Below are 16,689 nucleotides of genomic sequence, written 5' to 3'. Positions count from 1 at the left end.
GAGCGTCGATACGGGCGTACGCTCCTCGTATGACCGTTCTACTCGTGAAGCGCCGCCATGTGGACCACATGCGTGTCACCACGACGAGCTGTCTGCCGCCGGACCAAGCACAAGCCTGATCAACCCCGATCCGACTTCGGTCCTGCACGCGGTTCCGCGGCTCCGGCGCCATCCCTGCCGGCGGTCCGTCCCGCCCGCCCCGCCATCTCTGGGGCACAGGACCCTGTGACATCCGAAACGGAGCCGTCATGCCGTCCGCGCACCCCTCTTCCCCTTCCTCCGCCTCCGCCGCCGCGACCGCGCCCGCCCTCGCCGTCATCGACCTCTCGCGGGCCGACGACCCCGCCGAGCGCCCCGACTTCCTGGAGCAGCTGCACGCCGCGGCCCGGGACACCGGCTTCCTGTACCTGACCGGGCACGGCATAACCGAGGCGGAGACCACCCGCATCCTGGAGCTGACCAGGGCTTTCTTCGCGCTCCCGGAGGCGGACCGGCTGGCCGTGAGCAACCTGAACTCGCCGCACTTCCGGGGCTACACCCGCATCGGCCACGAGCTGACCGGCGGAGCCTCCGACTGGCGGGACCAGCTGGACGTGGGCGCGGAGCGGCCGGCGCCGGTGCTGGGGCCGCAGGACCCCGCGTACCTGTGGCTGGAGGGCCCGAACCAGTGGCCGGCGGCGCTGCCGGAGCTGAGGGAGGCGGTCTTGGGCTGGCAGGAGCGGCTGGCGGGGGTGGCGCACCGGCTGCTCCGGGAGCTGCTGGCCTCGATCGGTGCTCCCCCGGACTTCTTCGACGCGGCCTTCGCGGACCGCCCCCACCTGCACACGAAGCTGATCCGCTACCCCGGGTCCGCCCCGTCCGGCGCCGACCAGGGCGTCGGCGCGCACAAGGACTACGGCTTCCTGACCCTGCTGCTCCAGGACTCCGTGGGCGGGCTCCAGGTGGTCCGCGACGGCGGCTACGTCGACATCGAGCCGCGGCCGGGGGCGTTCGTGGTGAACCTGGGCGAGCTGCTGGAGATCGCCACCGAGGGGTACCTGCGGGCCACCGACCACCGGGTGGTCAGCCCGCCGGGGGCGGTGGAGCGGTTCTCGGTGCCGTTCTTCTACAACCCGCGACTGGACGCGGTGGTGGAGACCGTCCCCGGGGACTACCTGCACGCGGCGCCGGGCGTGGCGCACGACGCCTCGAACCCGCTGCACGCCGAGTACGGCCGCAACGAGCTGAAGGGCTGGGTCCGCGCCCACCCGGAGGTCGCCCGCCGCTGGCACCCGGACCTCACCGCGGTGTAGTCCGGGCGCCCGCCCCTGCCGGTCCTACCTGGGCTGGGACGGGGCCGACCGGCCGCCCTTGCCGTCGCGCGGCGGGGGCGTCGGCTCGTCGCCGGAGACGGCGATCCAGCTGCCCAGGCCCACCGCCGCCACCAGGGCCAGCGCGGACGCGGAGAGCACGAGGCGCCGCTTGCGGACGGCCTCGGCCCGGTGCCGGGCGGAGCCGGGCCGGTGCCCTCCGGCCGGGCGGGGGACGCGGGCGGTGCCCAGCGCCCCGCCCGCCAGCTCGTCCGGGCACGGGACCCGCATGGAGGTGTGGGTGTCCCGGTTGGAGTCGGTGGCGGAGCCGGGCACCAGCGGGACCACGCCCCGCCTGCGCACCGGGTCGGCGGCGGTGTCGGGCTCCCGCTCGGGCTCGGGCTCCGGGTCGGCGTCGTCCGGCTCGTCCACGTCGAGGGGCGGCATCCCGGCCAGCAGCGGCAGCAGGTCCCGCAGCCGGGCCGACAGCTCGGAGGCGCGCAGCCGCGAGGCGGGGGCCTTGGCCAGGCACTGGACCATCAGCTGCCACAGTTCGTCGGGGATGCCCGGCAGCGGGACCACGGTCTCGGTGACGTGCCGGCGCAGCACCGCGCCCGGGTGGCCGCCGCCGAAGGGGGTGAAGCCGGCCAGCAGCTCGTACAGCACCGTGGCCAGGGCGTATATGTCGACGGCCGCCCGCGGGGGCAGGCCCTCCACTATCTCCGGGGCCAGGTAGTCGGGCGTCCCGATGATCCGGGTGGTGGGGGCGGTGGTGCGGCCTCCGGCGGCCCGGCGCGGGGAGTCGATGAGCTTGGCGACGCCGAAGTCGGTGAGCAGCGCGGGGTGCGCGCCGCCGGGGCCGAGCGGTCCCTGCATGTCGAGCAGGACGTTCTCCGGTTTGACGTCGCGGTGGACGACGCCGGCCGCGTGGGCGGCGGCGAGCGCGTCGGCGACGTCGGCGACGATGGCCACGGCCGCCTCGGGGGCGAGCCTGCGCTCGCGGTCGAGGCGCGTGCGGAGGTCCGTACCGCGGACGAGGTCCATCACGAGGGCGAGGTCGTTGCCGTCGACGACGAGGTCGCGCACGGAGACGACGTGCGGGTGCTCCAGGCCGAGGAGCGCGCTGCGTTCCTGGACGAAGCGTCCGACGAGTTCCTGGTCGGACGCGAGGTCCTCGCGCAGGAGTTTGACGGCGACGGGGCCGTCCGGGCCTTCACCGAGCCACACCGTGCCCGCGCTGCCGCGCCCCAGGATCTGGTGGGCGGTGTACCGGCTGCCGATCTTCCGTGCCACGACTGCTCCCTCAGCGGCTGGCGTAACGGACCAAAACTACGCGGCCGAGTGGGGGTTGAGGTCGCCGGATCGCGGCGACCTTCACTTCTGCGGGCGAAATCACGTCCTGGATGTCGACAAATCCACAAGGTCGGCGCTACGGGGGCCCGTCAGGGGGTGCCTCAGGGAGTCCCGCCGCTTCCGCCGCCCTCCGACGAGCTGCCGAAGGAGCTCACGAAGTCGACGGCGTCGGAGCCCCAGCTCCAGACCTGGTCCCACCAGCCCTTGCCGGTGCCGATCCACTCCTGGAGCGGGGTGAGCTCCCAGACCAGCCAGCCGCCGACGAAGAGCAGCAGGATCAGCACCAGGCAGCCCTTGAGGCAGCCCAGGCCCGGGATCCGGACCGGGTTGGCGCTGCGGCGGCGCGGCTCGCGCGGCGGCCGGGGCTCGCGCGGGGCCTGCTGCGGCGGGCGCTGCTGCGGCGGAGGCTGCGGGGGCTGCTGCTGGGGCGGCGGCTGGGGCTGGCGGTACTGCGGCTGCTGCTGGGGCGGCTGCGGCTGCTGGTACTGCTGGGGCTGGTAGTGCTGCGGCGGCTGCTGCGCGTACTGCTGCGGCGGGGGCTGCGGCTGGTACTGCTGCTGCGGCGGCGGAGCCGGGCGGTACTGCGGCTGCCGGGGCGGCTGCTGCGGGGGCGGCGGCATCTGCGGGGCCGGGCGCTGGGGGCGGCGGCGCAGGGGGTCCTCGGCGGGGTCGAGGTAGCGCATCTGCGTCTGCTCGTTGCGGTCGCGGGCGGCCCGCATCTGCGACTGCCACGGGTGCGGAGCGTCGGGCTGCTGCACCGGGGGCATGACGGAGGTCGGGTCGGGCGCACCCCCGGGGGCGCCGGCGGTGGCCGGCAGCACGGTGGTGGCGTCGGCCCCGCCGACCGGCGGGAGCACGCTCGTCATGGCGTTCGGGTCGTACGCCTCGGCCTGCGCGGTGGCGGCGGAGCCGGGGGCCACCGGGGCACCGGGGACCGGGGCCGGCGAGGGGTCGGGCGCGAGCAGGGCGGCGACGCCGAGGGCGGCCTCGACCTCGTCGGGCGAGGAGTGCACGCGGATGCCGGAGGCGACCACGCGCAGGCCGCGGGCCAGGGACTCGGCACTGGGGCGCTCGTCGGGCTCCTTGCGCAGGCAGTGCTCGATGACGATCCACAGCGCCTCGGGGACGGAGGGCGGCCGCTGCGGCTCCTCGCTGAGGTGGCGGTGGAGGACTTCGAGCGCGGTGCCGCCGGCGAACGGCGGGCGGCCGGTGACCAGCTCGTAGAGGAGGATGCCGGCGCCGTAGATGTCGACGGCGGAGGTCTGCGGGCGGCCCTCGGCGGACTCGGGGGCCACGTAGGCGGGGGTGCCGACGAACTCGTGGGTGCGGGTCAGGCCCGGGGAGTCGGCCAGGCGCGCGATGCCGAAGTCGGTGAGCATCGGCTTCATCTGGCCGTTGCTCTCGTCGAGCAGCACGTTGGCGGGCTTGAGGTCGCGGTGGACCACGCCGTCGGCGTGGCTGGCGGCGAGCGCGTCCGCGATCTGGGCGGTCAGCAGGCTCGCGGCGACCGGGCTGAAGGGGCCGTTCTGCCGGATGTACTTGTGCAGGTCCGGGCCGTCGACGAGGTCCATGACCAGGGCGAGCAGGTCGCCCTCGACGACGAGGTCGCGGGTGCGCACGATGTTGGGGTGGGTCAGCCGCAGCAGGACCGAGCGCTCGCGCAGGAAGCGCATGACGATGTCGGCGTCCTGGGCCAGCTCCTCCTTGAGGACCTTGATGGCCACGGTCTCGCCGGGCTGGCCGGCGACGGCGGCCTCCGCGCCGGCGGTCTCCCGCTGGCGGGCGCGCCAGACGGTGCCCGTGGCGCCGCGTCCGAGCGGCTCCTCGAGCAGGTACTTGCTGCCGACTGGCCGCACGTCTCGCGCTCCCTGCTGTCGTCTTTCCGGCTGATTCCGCCGAGTGGGTTTCCGGCCCAACTCTAGGGGGTGTCCCCGTGGAAGACGCGGGCCGACGGAGGTTGGTTGCCGTACATATGTGCGAAGGGTGAGTTTTGCGGGGTATGCCGGGGGCTCATTTACCGGATTTCCCCCCGCCCGAGTGGCCGCGTTCGCACCGGTGGGCGAACCGCGCCACTCAGATCCAAGATCATTTATTGGCGGGCGCCGGGCGTGTTGCGGGTGACAGGTGCGAGGATGCACCCGTACGGAACGGCCGGGACGGGAGCCCTGCCTTCCGGCAGACCTGAACGGACGAGGCGTCCGTGCCGGGCGGGGGTCGATCGGGCGGGGCAGCTACCGCCGTTCCCCTGCCGGGCGCACGCACGCACCGCGCACTGCGCTCCGCGCAGAAGGGACCGCTGACGGCGATGCAGATCCGGCTGACCGTCCTCGGGTCGCGCAGCGGCCACCAGGCCGCCACCGCGCCCGCCGGCTGTGACGTACTCGTCACCGCGCCCGCCGGGACCGCGCTGGCCGCGGTGGCCTCCGGACTCGCGGCGGCCGCGGGCGGCCCCGACACCGGCGGCACCACCGTGCTGTACGCCGGTTCGCGCCGCCTCGACCCGCAGCGCGCCGTGCTGGGCGAACCGCCCCTGGTGGACGGCGCGGTGCTGCACCTGCACGTCCCCGGACCGGACACCGCCACCGTCCCGGCCGCGGACGGCCCCGGCACCCCGCAGCTGCACGTGGTGTCCGGCCCCGACGCGGGCGGGGTCCACCTGCTGCACGCCGGGTCCGTGCGGATCGGGCGCTCGGCCGACGCCGACGTGCCGCTCGACGACCCGGACGTGTCCCGGCTGCACTGCGCGGTGACCGTGCTGGCCGACGGCCGGGTCACGGTCGCCGACCTCGGCTCGACCAACGGCACCACCCTCGACGGCGCCGACGTCGGCGCCTCCTCGGTCCCGCTGGCGCCCGGCGCGCTGCTGCGGATCGGCGAGTCCACGCTCCGCCTCGCCCCCGCGGGCGGCGAACGGCCGCTGGCGGTGGTCCCGGACCTGGAGGGCCACCTCGGCCTGCCGGACGCCCCCGGCGGGGGTACGGGAACCCGCGCGGCCGGGGACACCGGCCCCGACGGCACCCCGGAACTCCGCCCCGGCACCCACCGCCCGCCCGTCCTCGGAACACCGGCCGGCCCGGGCGCGCCCGGCCGCGCCACCGGCTCCGTCCCCCCGGCCCCGCCCGCAGCGGGCCCGGCACGAACCGGCCGCACCGGCGCCCCCGAAGGCACCGGCACCGGCCGCCCGGCCGGCCCGGACCAGGCGTACCCCGGCGCACCCCTGGACGGCGGGGCCAAGCCGCGCCGCCGCGGCGGGATCGGCGCCTGGGCCCGCAAGTGGGTGCGCGGCGACGAGGACGACCCCGGGCAGCCCGCCGGGCCCGAGGCGCCCGCGGCCGCGGCCCCGGACGAGGACGACCCCGCGGCGCTGCTGCTGGCGGCGCTCGGGCCCACCGGACGGCTGTGGTCGCGCGGACCCGGACACCCCCGGTTCCTGGAGGCGGGCCTCGGCGCGGGCAGCCGGGTCGCGTTCCCCGACTGCGGCTCGCTCGGCCTCGCCGGGCCCCGGGCCCGGCTGACGGGCGTGGCCCGGTCGGTGGTCGCCCAGCTCGCGGGACTGCACGCGCCGACCCGGCTGGAGATCGTCCTGCTGGCCGCCGACCGCGCCCGGCCCGTGGCGGAGCGCCGCCGCGACTGGGGCTGGCTCGGCTGGCTGCCCCACGTCCGGCCGGCGCACGGCCAGGACTGCCGGCTGCTGCTCGCCTACGACCGCGACCAGGCGGCCGCCCGCACCGCCGAGCTGACCCGGCGGCTGGAGGACGGCCCGCTCGGCACCGGCTGGGCGTCCGCCGACCCCGCGGCGCTGCGGCAGGCCGCCGCCGCGTACGAGGGCCCGCGCACGCTCGTGGTCCTGGACGGCGACCCGGGCACGGCCGCGCTGCGCGACCTCACCGGACGGCTCGCCTCGCACGGCGCCGCCGCCGGCATCCACCTCCTCGTGCTCGCCGAGACCCCGGCCGCCACCGCCGCCTCCCCGGTCGCCGCGACGTACGAGACGGCCTGCTCCGCCACCGCCGCGTTCCGCGACTGCGGCCGGGCCGCCCTGCTCAGCGGTGACGTCGCCACGGCCGTGCGCAGCTTCGCGGTCAGCGGCGGCCGCCCGGTCGCCTCCGGCCGCACGGCGGTGGCCGACGGGGTCTCGGCGGCCTGGGCGGAGCGGTTCGCCCGGGCCCTGGCCCCGCTGCGCACGGACGGCGCCCAGCCCGGCGGCGGTGCGTCCCGCCCGGCCGCGGCGACCCTCCCGGCGGCGTCCCGGCTGCTGGACGAGCTGGGGCTGGCCCGTGCCACCCCTGCCTCCCTGATGGCCCGCTGGGCGGAGTCCACCGAGCAGGGCCAGGACGTCGGCGGCCTCGCGGAGGTCGTCCTCGGCTCCGGGCGGCGCGGGCCGGTCGGCGCCGAGCTGGTCCACGACGGCCCGCACCTGCTCGTGGAGGGTCCCGCCGGGAGCGGCCGGACGGAGCTGCTGCGTTCCGTCGCCGCCTCCCTGGCCGCCGCGGCCCGCCCCGACCGCCTCGGCCTGCTGCTCCTGGACGGCGCCGGCGGGGAGCGCGGCGAGGGCCTCCTGCCGTGCACGGAGCTCCCGCACGTGTCGGGCCACCTCGTGGCCTCGGACCCGCTGCGCATGCGGGAGTTCGCGCAGGCCCTCGCCTCCGAGCTGAAGCGCCGCCACGAGCTGCTGGACGGCGTCCCCTTCGCCGAGTGGCACGCCCGCCGCGAGCTCTCCGACCGGATGGTCTCGCCCCGCCGGCCGGCCCCCGGCGAGCTGAACGGCGACCTCGACTCCCCGCGCACCGGCACCCTGCGGCTGCGCGCGGCCGCCACCCGCACGGAGCCGGCCGCCGGGCCGACCCCGCTGCCCCGGCTGGTGGTGCTGGTGGACGACTTCGACGCGCTGGTGGCCCCGGCGCTGGGCAGTCCGGGACGGCCGGCCGCCGGTTCGGTGGTGCGGATCCTGGAGGGGATCGCCCGGGAGGGCAGCCGGCTGGGCGTGCACCTGGTGGTGACCAGCGCCCGCCCGGAGCGGACCGCCGGGACGGAGCCGGCCCGGCTGGCGACGCTGCGGGTCGAGCTGGAGGCGCCCGACCGGCCGGGGCCCGGCCGGGGGCGGCTGCTGTACGCCGACGGCCGTGCGGTGCCGTTCCAGGCGGGCCGGGTCACCGGCCGGATCCCGCGCACGGCGACCCTGAGGCCGACCGTGGTGCCGGTGGAGTGGGAGCGGATGGGCGACCCGCCGGCCCGCCGGCCGGTGCGCGAGCTGGGCAACGGCCCGACGGACCTCGCGCTGCTGGCCAGCGCCCTCGACCGGGCCTCCCACCTAGTGTCGGCGATACCCGTGGAGTTCCCCGGGACCCCCTGACCCGCGGTGGCGGCCCGCCGCGCGGTATTGCGGGGGTGCGCGGGTCGGCGTAGACCTTGTGGCACGCGGCACACCACGGGCACGACGGCATCGGGGGCGAGACCATGCGGACACGGCACGGAACCGGCCACACGAAACGTACGGCGGCAAGGGGCTGGGCGGCGCTGGCCGCGGCGGGCGCGCTCGCGCTCACCGCGTGCGGCGGCGGGGACGGGGACGGCGGCACGGGCGGGTCCACGCCGTCCGGACAGCAGGACGGGCAGGGCGTCGCGTTACCGAGGCTGGACGGCGAGAAGCTGGAGGTCGCGGCGGTCTGGACGGGCCCGGAGCAGGCGAACTTCACGAAGGTGCTGAAGGAGTTCGAGAAGCGGACGGGCGCGCGCGTCACCTTCGTCCCGGCGCAGGACCCCATCGTCACCTTCCTCGGCACCAAGATCGCGGGCGGTCAGCCGCCGGACGTGGCGCTGCTCCCGCAGGTCGGGGCGCTGACGGCGGCGGTGCAGAACAAGTGGGCGCAGCCGGCGGGCCCGGAGGTCCGGGCGCAGCTGGAGAAGAACTACTCCTCGCGCTGGCGGGACCTGGGCGCGGTGGACGGCACCCCGTACGGCGTCTACTACAAGGCGGCCAACAAGTCGCTGGTCTGGTACAACGCGAAGGCTTTCGAGGCGGCGGGGGTGAAGCCCCCGGCGACCTGGAAGGAGTTCCTGTCGGTCGCGGACACGCTCTCGGCGTCCGGCACCGCGCCGGTGTCGGTGGCGGGCGCGGACGGCTGGACCCTCACGGACTGGTTCGAGAACGTCTACCTGTCGCAGGCGGGTCCGGAGAACTACGACCGGCTGGCCCGGCACGAGATCAAGTGGACGGACGACACGGTCGGGCAGGCGCTGACCACCCTGGGGCAGCTGTTCTCCCGGAAGGACTTCCTGGCGGGCGGTCCGAGCGGGGCGCTGGCGACGGAGTTCCCGAAGTCGGTCACGCAGACCTTCACGGGCGGGGACCGGCCGGCGGCGGCGATGGTCTTCGAGGGCGACTTCGTGGCCGTGAACATCGCGCAGACCAAGGCGAAGGTGGGCGAGGACGCGCTGGTGTTCCCCTTCCCGGCGGTGGGCGGGAAGGCGCCGGTGGTGTCGGGCGGCGACGTGGCGGTGGCGCTGAAGCCGGGCAAGGGCGCGCAGGCCCTGCTGACGTTCCTGGCGTCGGCGGACGCGGCGGCGGTCCAGGCCCGTGAGGGCGGGTTCGTCTCGCCGAACAAGGCGGTGCCCGCCTCGGCGTATCCGAACGACATCCAGCGGGCCATCGCCAAGGCGCTGGTGTACGCGGGCGACGACTTCCGCTTCGACATGTCGGACCAGGCCCCGGCGGCCTTCGGCGGGACGCCGGGCGCCGGCGAGTGGAAGGCGCTCCAGGACTTCCTGGCGAACCCGTCGGACGTGGCGGGGACCCAGGAGAGGCTGGAGGCGGAAGCAGCCAAGGCGTACGGGCGGTAGTGCGGTGACGGCCAAAGGACCGGCCGGGCCCCGCCGTACGGACGCCTCGCGGCGGCGGCTGGTCGCGGCGGTGTTCCTGCTGCCCGCCCTGGTGCTGCTGGGCGCGCTCGTGGTGCAGCCCATCGGCTACTCGCTCTACCGCAGCCTCTTCGACCGTTCCGGCGACGCCTTCGTCGGGGCGGGCAACTACCGGCGGATCCTGAGCGACCCGGTGATCCGCACGGCCCTGCGGAACACGGCGGTGTGGGTGGTGTTCGCCCCGGCCGTGGCGACCGCGCTGGGGCTGGTGTTCGCGGTGCTGACGGAGCGGGTGCGCTGGGGGACGGCGTTCAAGCTGGTGGTGTTCATGCCGATGGCGATCTCGATGCTGGCGGCGGGGATCATCTTCCGGCTCGTGTACGACCACGATCCTCAGCGGGGCGTGGCCAACGCGGTGTGGGTCGGGGTGCACGACACGTTCGCGGAGTCCTCGGCGTTCCCGGGGGCCCGTCCGGGCCGGGACTCCCCGCTGGAGCCTGCCGCCGGGGGTGCCCTGGTGACGCGGGGCACGGTACGGGCGGGCGAGCCGGTGCTGCTGCCGCTGGTCGGGGTGGCGCCCGAGGCCCTGCCCGCGGGGACCCGTACGGCGGGCAGCGCCCGGGTGGTGCCGGGGAAGGTGACGGGCACCGTCTGGCAGGACTTCACCCGGGGCGGCGGCGGACGGCCGAACGCGGTCGACCCGGCGGAGTCGGGCCTGTCCGGGATCCGGGTGGAGGCGGTGAAGGACGGCCGGGTGGTGGCCTCGGCGACGGCCGGCCCCGACGGCACGTTCACGCTGCCCGCGGCGGCGGACGGGGCCCGGCTGCGGCTGCCGGAGTCGAACTTCCGGGCGGCGTACGCGGGGGTGGAGTGGCTCGGCCCGGTGCTGGTGACCCCGGCGGTGATCGGGGCGTACGTGTGGATGTGGGCCGGGTTCGCGATGGTGCTGATCGGGGCGGGGCTGGCGGCGGTGCCGCGCGAGCTGCTGGAGGCGGCGCGGGTGGACGGGGCCGGGGAGTGGCAGGTGTTCCGCCGGATCACGGTGCCGCTGCTGGCGCCGGTGCTGGTGGTGGTCCTGGTGACGCTGGTCATCAACGTGATGAAGGTCTTCGACCTGGTCTTCGTGATCGCGCCGGGCGCGGTGCAGGACGACGCGAACGTGCTCGCGCTCCAGCTGTACCGGACCTCGTTCGGGACGGACGCCGATCCGGGGCTCGGCAGCGCCATCGCCGTGCTGCTGCTGGTGCTGGTGGTGCCGGTGATGCTGATCAACATCCGGCGGATGCGGAAGGAGGCCTCCCGGTGAGCGTCCTGCGGCGTGTCGCGGGAAGCGCGGCGGTGCGCGCCTTCCTGGTCCTGACCGGGCTGTTCTGGCTGCTGCCCACGCTCGGGCTGCTGGTGTCCTCCCTCCTGTCCCCGGAGGACCTGGACCGCGGTGGCTGGTGGCGGGCGCTGACCGAGCCCTCGCGGCTGACCGCGTCCAACTACGCGCGCCTGCTGGAGAACGACACCATCACCGGCTCGCTGCTGAACACGGTGGCGATCGCCGTCCCGGCGACGCTGCTCGTCCTCGCGCTGGGCTCGTTCGCCGGATACGCCTTCGCCTGGCTGGAGTTCCCGGGCCGGGACTGGCTGTTCCTGGTCGTGGTGGGGCTGCTGGTGGTCCCGGTGCAGGTGGCGCTGATCCCGGTGTCGGAACTCTTCGGCTCCGTCGGCCTGTTCGAGACCACGGCGGGGGTGGTGCTGTTCCATACCGCGTTCGGGCTGCCGTTCGCGGTGTTCCTGCTGCGGAACTTCTTCGCGGAGATCCCGCGCGAGCTGCTGGAGGCGGCCCGGCTCGACGGGGCGGGCGAACTGCGGCTGTTCGCGCGGGTGGTGCTGCCGCTGGGCGGTCCGGCGATCGTCTCGCTGGGCATCTTCCAGTTCCTGTGGGTGTGGAACGACATGCTGGTGGCGCTGGTCTTCGCCGACGCGGCGCACCCGCCGGTGACGGTGGCGCTCCAGCAGCAGGTGCGGCAGTTCGGGAACAACATCGACGTGCTGGCGCCGGGCGCCTTCCTGTCGATGGTGGTGCCGCTGCTGGTCTTCTTCGCCTTCCAGCGGCAGTTCACGACGGGGGTGATGGCCGGTGCCGTGAAGTAACCCACCGCCACCGGAACGACGGGGTCCGACATGGGAAGTTGACGCTGCGTAACCCGAATGCCACACGCTGCGTAACCCGATCGCCGCGCGGGCGGTTCCTGGGCAATATGCCCGCGCCGACCCCTGGATGTGCCGTGCCCCGGTTCAGCGTCATCGTGCCCGCGTACAAGGTTCAGGCGTACCTCCAGGAGAGCCTGGACTCGGTCCTGTCCCAGTCGTACCCGGATCTGGAACTGATCGCGGTCGACGACGCCTCCCCGGACGCCTGCGGCTCGATCATCGACGAGTACGCGGCCCGCGACCCCCGGGTCACCGCGGTGCACCTGGCGCACAACCTGGGACTGGGGCCGGCCCGCAACGCGGGTCTGGCCCGGGCCACCGGCGACTACCTGGTCTTCCTCGACGGGGACGACACCCTCACCCCGGGCGCCCTCCAGGCGATCACCGACCGGCTGAAGGCCACCGGCTCGCCCGACGTCCTGGTCTACGACTACGCGCGCACCTTCTGGACCGGGGAGACGGTCCGCAACCGCCTCGCGCACCGGCTGTCCGAGGAGGGCCCGGCCAGCTTCCGGCTCGCGGACCGCCCGGCGCTGCTGGGCATGCTGATGGTGGTGTGGAACAAGGCGTACCGCCGCGAGTACGTGGAGCGCGAGGGCCTGGAGTTCCCGCCCGGCTTCTACGAGGACACCCCCTGGACCTACCCGGCGCTGCTGGCCGCCGAGTCCGTGGCCGTCCTGGACCGGGTGTGCGTCCACTACCGCCAGCGCCGCACCGGCTCGATCCTGACCACCACCAGCCGGCACCACCTCGACGTCTTCGACCAGTACGAGCGGGTCTTCGGCCAGCTCGCCGCCCGCCCCGAGCTGGACCGCTGGCGGCCCGCGGTGCACCGGCGGATGGCCGAGCACTTCTGCGCCGTGTACGCGAACCCGCGCCGCCTCCCGCGCGCCGCCCGCGCCGAGTTCTTCGCGCGGGCCTCGGCCCTGCTGCGCCGCCACCGCGTCCCGGGCACCGCCGGGTCCCTGCCGCTGTCGCTGTCCCGCACCGACCGGCTCCGGCACGCGCTGATGCGGCTGGGCGCCCGCCGCGCCTACGGGCTGGCCTCGGCCGCCCGCGCGGGGGCCCTGGCCACGGCCCGCGCCGGCTCGGCGCTGTGGCGGGGGCTGCGCGAGAGCGCCCTGCGGCTGCACTACCGGGTCCAGCGGCTGCTCCCGCTGCGGCCCGAGCTGGCGGTGTTCTCCGCGTACTGGCACGGCGGCTACGCCTGCAACCCGGCGGCCATCGAGGCGAAGCTGCGGGAGCTGGCCCCGCGGATGCGCACGGCGTGGATCTGCGACCCCCGGCACGCCCCCACCCTGCCGCCCGGGACCACCCCGCTGCGGCCCGGCTCGGCCGCGTACTGGAGCGCCCTGGCGCGGGCCGGGTACCTGACCACGAACGTCAACTTCGACCGCGCCCTCGTCAAGCGGCCCGGCCAGATCCTGCTCCAGACGCAGCACGGCACCCCGCTCAAGCGGGTCGGCCTCGACCTCCAGGACCGTCCGGCGGCCACCCCGACCACGGACTTCGAGGGGCTGCTGCGGGGCGCCGACCAGTGGGACTACCTGCTCTCCTCGAACCGCCACTCCACCCTGGTGTGGGAGCGGGCCGTGCCCGCCTCCTACACCACCCTGGAGTACGGCTACCCGCGCAACGACCCCTTCCACCGGGCCGGCCAGGCCGAGGTCCTCGCGCTGCGCGAGCGCCTCGGCATCGCCCCGGGGACCACCGTGATCCTGTACGCCCCGACCCACCGCGACTACCGGCGCAGCCGGCCCGAGCACCTGGACTTCGAGCGGGTCCTGCGGGACCTGGGCCCGCGCTTCACGATCCTCGCCCGCACGCACCTGACGTACGCGGGCACCGAGCACGCCCGCGACCCGCACCCGAGGCTGCTGGACGTCTCCGCGCACCCGTCGGTGGAGGAGCTGTGCCTCGCCTCGGACGCGCTGGTCACGGACTACTCGTCCCTGATGTTCGACTACGCCTCGCTGGACCGGCCGATCGTGATCCACGCGGACGACTGGGAGGCGTACGAGGCCGCCCGCGGCACCTACTTCGACCTGCGCTCCTGTCCCCCGGGCGCGATCGCCCGCACCGAGGACGAGCTGGTGGACATCTTCGCCACCGGCCACTGGCAGGGCTCCCGCTCGGCCCAGCTGCGCGCCGCGTTCCGCTCGCGGTTCTGCTCGTACGACGACGGCCACGCGGCCGAGCGGGTGGTGCGCCGCGTCTTCCTGGGCCAGTCCGCCCCGGTCCCGGCGATCACCCCCCTGGAGGACCGCCGCCCGGCCCCGCCGGCCTCGGCCCCGGACCTGACCCCCCTGTCGGCGGGCCTCTGGCCGTAGGCCGGACCCACCCGACCCGCGACCTCGTCCAGCCCGCCGGCGGGTCAGGCTCGGGGTCCGGGGCAGAGCCCCGGGGAACGGTGGAAAGGCCGGAAGGGGACCAGCCCCGCGCAGCGGCCCCGGCGGCTAGCCGGCCCGCAGCCCGGCCACCGCCGAGCGGGCCAGCCCGTCCAGGTACGCCCCGGGCACGGAGTCCCGTACCACCACCTGCCGCCAGTACAGCGGCCCGATCACCAGGTCGAGCGCGCGCTCGGCGGACGCCGACTCCGGCAGCTCGCCGCGCTCGACGGCCTCCGCGACGATGCCCTCGGCGAGCCTCCGCTGCCCCTCCACCAGCGCCCCGCGCACGGCGTCGGCGATCTCCGGGTTCCGGGCGGCCTCGACCAGCAGGTCGGGGATGACCGCCGAGGCCACCGGGTGCCGCAGCACGTGTGACATGACCTCCAGCAGGGCGCGTACGTCGCCGTAGAGGGACCCGGTCGCCGGCACCGGGATCCCGTCGGCCGCGACGGCGCCGATCAGGTCCAGCACCAGGTGCAGCTTCGACTTCCAGCGCCGGTACACGGCGGTCTTGCCGACCCCGGCGCGGCGCGCGATGCCCTCGATGGACATCCGGGCGAAGCCCACCGCCGCCAGTTCCTCCACCACGGCCGCGCGGATCGCCTCGGTCACGTCCTCGCGCAGGACGGCGGCACCGGCCGGAGCACGGCGGGCGGCGGCGGGGGCGGGGTGCGCGGGGGCGGCGGGGTCGCTGGTCATGCACAGAGCATAGCGGCGACGACGCCACCCACCCGTCACGACGATACGGTTGCGTTCCGACGCGTCACGCCCTACTGTCGCCGTTACGACGATACGGACCCGTCCTGTCGTCCTGCGACGCCCCGACCCCCGTCGAAAGCGATCCCGTGACCAGCGTGACCACCGCGAACCCCGCGCATGCCGCGCCCCGCTCCCCCGCGGAGCTGGCGGCAGCCCACGGCCTGACCGTCAGCGGCGCCCGCCCCTCCCTCCCCCGCTACGTCGCGCAGCTCTGGAACCGGCGCCACTTCGTGACCGCGTACGCGACCGCACGGATGCACGCCACGTACAGCACGGCCAAGCTCGGCCAGGTCTGGCACCTGATGACCCCGCTGCTCAACGCGGCCGTCTACTACTTCGTCTTCGGCATCGTCATGAAGGCCAGCCACGGCGTCCCCGACTACGTGCCGTTCCTGATCACCGGCGTCTTCGTCTGGGACTTCATCGGCAGCTCGATCAACGCCGGCACCCGCGCCGTCCACGGCAACCTCGGCCTGGTCCGCGCCCTGCACTTCCCCCGCGCCAGCCTGCCCATCTCCTCGGTGGTCCAGCTCTTCCAGCAGCTGCTCGTCACCATGGCGGCCCTGGTCGTCCTGCTCCTGGCCTTCGGCCAGACGCCGGCCCCCTCCTGGCTGATCGCGATCCCGGCGCTCTTCCTGATGGCCGTCTTCTGCGCCGGCTGCGCCATGGTCATGGCCCGGATCGGCAGCAAGAACCCGGACGTCAGCCAGCTGATGCCGTTCGTGCTCCGCACCTGGATGTACTCGTCCGGCGTGATGTGGTCCATCGACACCATGCTCAAGACGGACCACCTGCCGCACTGGGTCTCGCTGATGCTGAAGACCAACCCGGCGGCCGTCTACATCGACCTGATGCGCTTCGCGCTGATCGACAGCTTCAAGGCGGGCTCGCTCCCGCACCACGTGTGGCCGATCGCCATCGGCTGGGCGCTGCTCGCCGGGATCGGCGGCTTCGTCTACTTCTGGAAGGCAGAGGAGGAGTACGGCCGTGGCTGACACCGACACCCGCGTCCCGACCGTCATCGCGGACGAGGTCCACGTCGTCTACAAGGTGCACGGCGGCGGCCGCAAGGGCGGCGCCACCGCCGCGCTCAGCCGGATCTTCTCCCGCAAGCCCGCCCCCGGCGTCCGCGAGGTCCACGCCGTCAAGGGCGTCAGCTTCACCGCCTACAAGGGCGAGGCGATCGGCCTGATCGGCTCCAACGGATCGGGCAAGTCCACCCTCCTCAAGGCCATCGCCGGCCTCCAGCCGGTGGCCCGCGGCGCGGTGTACTCGCACGGCCAGCCGTCCCTCCTCGGCGTGAACGCCGCCCTGATGAACGACCTCACCGGCGAACGCAACGTGGTCCTCGGCGGCCTCGCGATGGGCATGACCAAGCAGCAGATCCACGAGCGCTACCAGGGCATCGTCGACTTCTCCGGCATCAACGAGAAGGGCGACTTCATCTCCCTGCCCATGCGCACGTACTCCTCCGGCATGGGCGCCCGGCTGCGGTTCTCCATCGCCGCCGCCAAGGACCACGACGTCCTGATGATCGACGAGGCCCTCGCCACCGGCGACGCCGCCTTCCAGCGCCGCAGCCAGGCCCGCATCGAGGAACTCCGCGCCAAGGCCGGCACCGTCTTCCTCGTCAGCCACGCCATCGGCACGGTCCGCGAGACCTGCGACCGGGCGATCTGGCTGGAGTCGGGCGTCCTGCGCATGGACGGCCCCTCGAAGGACGTCTGCGACGCCTACGAAGCCCACACCTCGGGCAAGGGCTAGCCCCGCCGGCGTTCGAGGCGCGGGGGCCCGGGAGCAGAGCCCCGGCAACGGCGCCGCACCCGAAGACCCGAACG

The 16,689-nt window shown here is 75.1% G+C and carries 11 protein-coding genes; 8 read left to right on the top strand and 3 right to left on the bottom strand.

Annotated features, from left to right (window positions below; translation table 11 throughout):
* Positions 1-248: 248 nt before the first annotated feature.
* Entirely contained in the window at positions 249-1,292 is a 1,044-nt protein-coding gene (locus ACIPW5_RS31700) for an isopenicillin N synthase family dioxygenase (RefSeq protein WP_401252318.1), read from the top strand.
* 24 nt (positions 1,293-1,316) lie between these two features.
* On the opposite strand, the gene ACIPW5_RS31695 is transcribed toward ACIPW5_RS31700, so the two are convergent.
* Positions 1,317-2,582, bottom strand: a complete 1,266-nt coding sequence (locus ACIPW5_RS31695; RefSeq protein ID WP_401252315.1) for a serine/threonine-protein kinase — start codon at positions 2,580-2,582, stop codon at positions 1,317-1,319.
* 161 nt (positions 2,583-2,743) lie between these two features.
* Entirely contained in the window at positions 2,744-4,498 is a 1,755-nt protein-coding gene (locus tag ACIPW5_RS31690) for a protein kinase (RefSeq protein ID WP_401252313.1), read from the bottom strand.
* 449 nt (positions 4,499-4,947) lie between these two features.
* Here ACIPW5_RS31690 and ACIPW5_RS31685 point away from each other — a divergent pair, with 449 nt between their 5' ends.
* The 5 genes from ACIPW5_RS31685 to ACIPW5_RS31665 all read left to right on the top strand — a co-directional run bounded on the left by ACIPW5_RS31685 (position 4,948) and on the right by ACIPW5_RS31665 (position 14,032).
* Complete coding sequence (locus tag ACIPW5_RS31685) at positions 4,948-7,995, top strand: FtsK/SpoIIIE domain-containing protein (protein ID WP_401252310.1); 3,048 nt, start codon at positions 4,948-4,950, stop codon at positions 7,993-7,995.
* A 104-nt stretch (positions 7,996-8,099) separates the two neighbouring features.
* A complete protein-coding gene (locus ACIPW5_RS31680; RefSeq protein WP_401252308.1) occupies positions 8,100-9,482 on the top strand; it encodes an ABC transporter substrate-binding protein in 1,383 nt (460 codons plus the stop codon).
* 4 nt (positions 9,483-9,486) lie between these two features.
* Positions 9,487-10,806, top strand: a complete 1,320-nt coding sequence (locus ACIPW5_RS31675) for a carbohydrate ABC transporter permease (protein WP_401252305.1) — start codon at positions 9,487-9,489, stop codon at positions 10,804-10,806.
* The gene (locus ACIPW5_RS31670) at positions 10,803-11,642 is read left to right on the top strand and encodes a carbohydrate ABC transporter permease (protein ID WP_401252302.1); all 840 of its coding nucleotides are present in this window, start codon (positions 10,803-10,805) and stop codon (positions 11,640-11,642) included. The genes ACIPW5_RS31675 and ACIPW5_RS31670 overlap by 4 nt, the downstream gene beginning before the upstream one ends.
* A gap of 134 nt (positions 11,643-11,776) precedes the next feature.
* Entirely contained in the window at positions 11,777-14,032 is a 2,256-nt protein-coding gene (locus tag ACIPW5_RS31665; RefSeq protein WP_401252299.1) for a CDP-glycerol glycerophosphotransferase family protein, read from the top strand.
* Between the two features lie 126 nt (positions 14,033-14,158).
* Here ACIPW5_RS31665 and ACIPW5_RS31660 read toward each other — a convergent pair whose 3' ends face one another.
* Positions 14,159-14,791 (bottom strand): TetR/AcrR family transcriptional regulator, encoded by a 633-nt coding sequence (locus ACIPW5_RS31660; RefSeq protein WP_401252296.1) that lies wholly within the window; start codon positions 14,789-14,791, stop codon positions 14,159-14,161.
* Positions 14,792-14,937: 146 nt separating this feature from the next.
* Between ACIPW5_RS31660 and ACIPW5_RS31655 the strand changes: the two genes are divergently transcribed.
* Positions 14,938-15,846: an ABC transporter permease gene (locus tag ACIPW5_RS31655; RefSeq protein WP_401252293.1), complete on the top strand. Its 909-nt coding sequence runs from the start codon at positions 14,938-14,940 to the stop codon at positions 15,844-15,846.
* Positions 15,839-16,615, top strand: coding sequence for an ABC transporter ATP-binding protein (locus tag ACIPW5_RS31650; RefSeq protein ID WP_401252290.1), 777 nt, complete (start codon positions 15,839-15,841; stop codon positions 16,613-16,615). The genes ACIPW5_RS31655 and ACIPW5_RS31650 overlap by 8 nt, the downstream gene beginning before the upstream one ends.
* Positions 16,616-16,689 lie beyond the last annotated feature (74 nt).

Origin of the sequence: Streptomyces sp. NPDC090077, assembly GCF_044747545.1 — a bacterium.
Taxonomy (GTDB): Bacteria; Actinomycetota; Actinomycetes; order Streptomycetales; family Streptomycetaceae; genus Streptomyces.
Note: the sequence above shows the minus strand (reverse complement) of the source record. Positions and strands in the feature narration are given on the sequence as shown.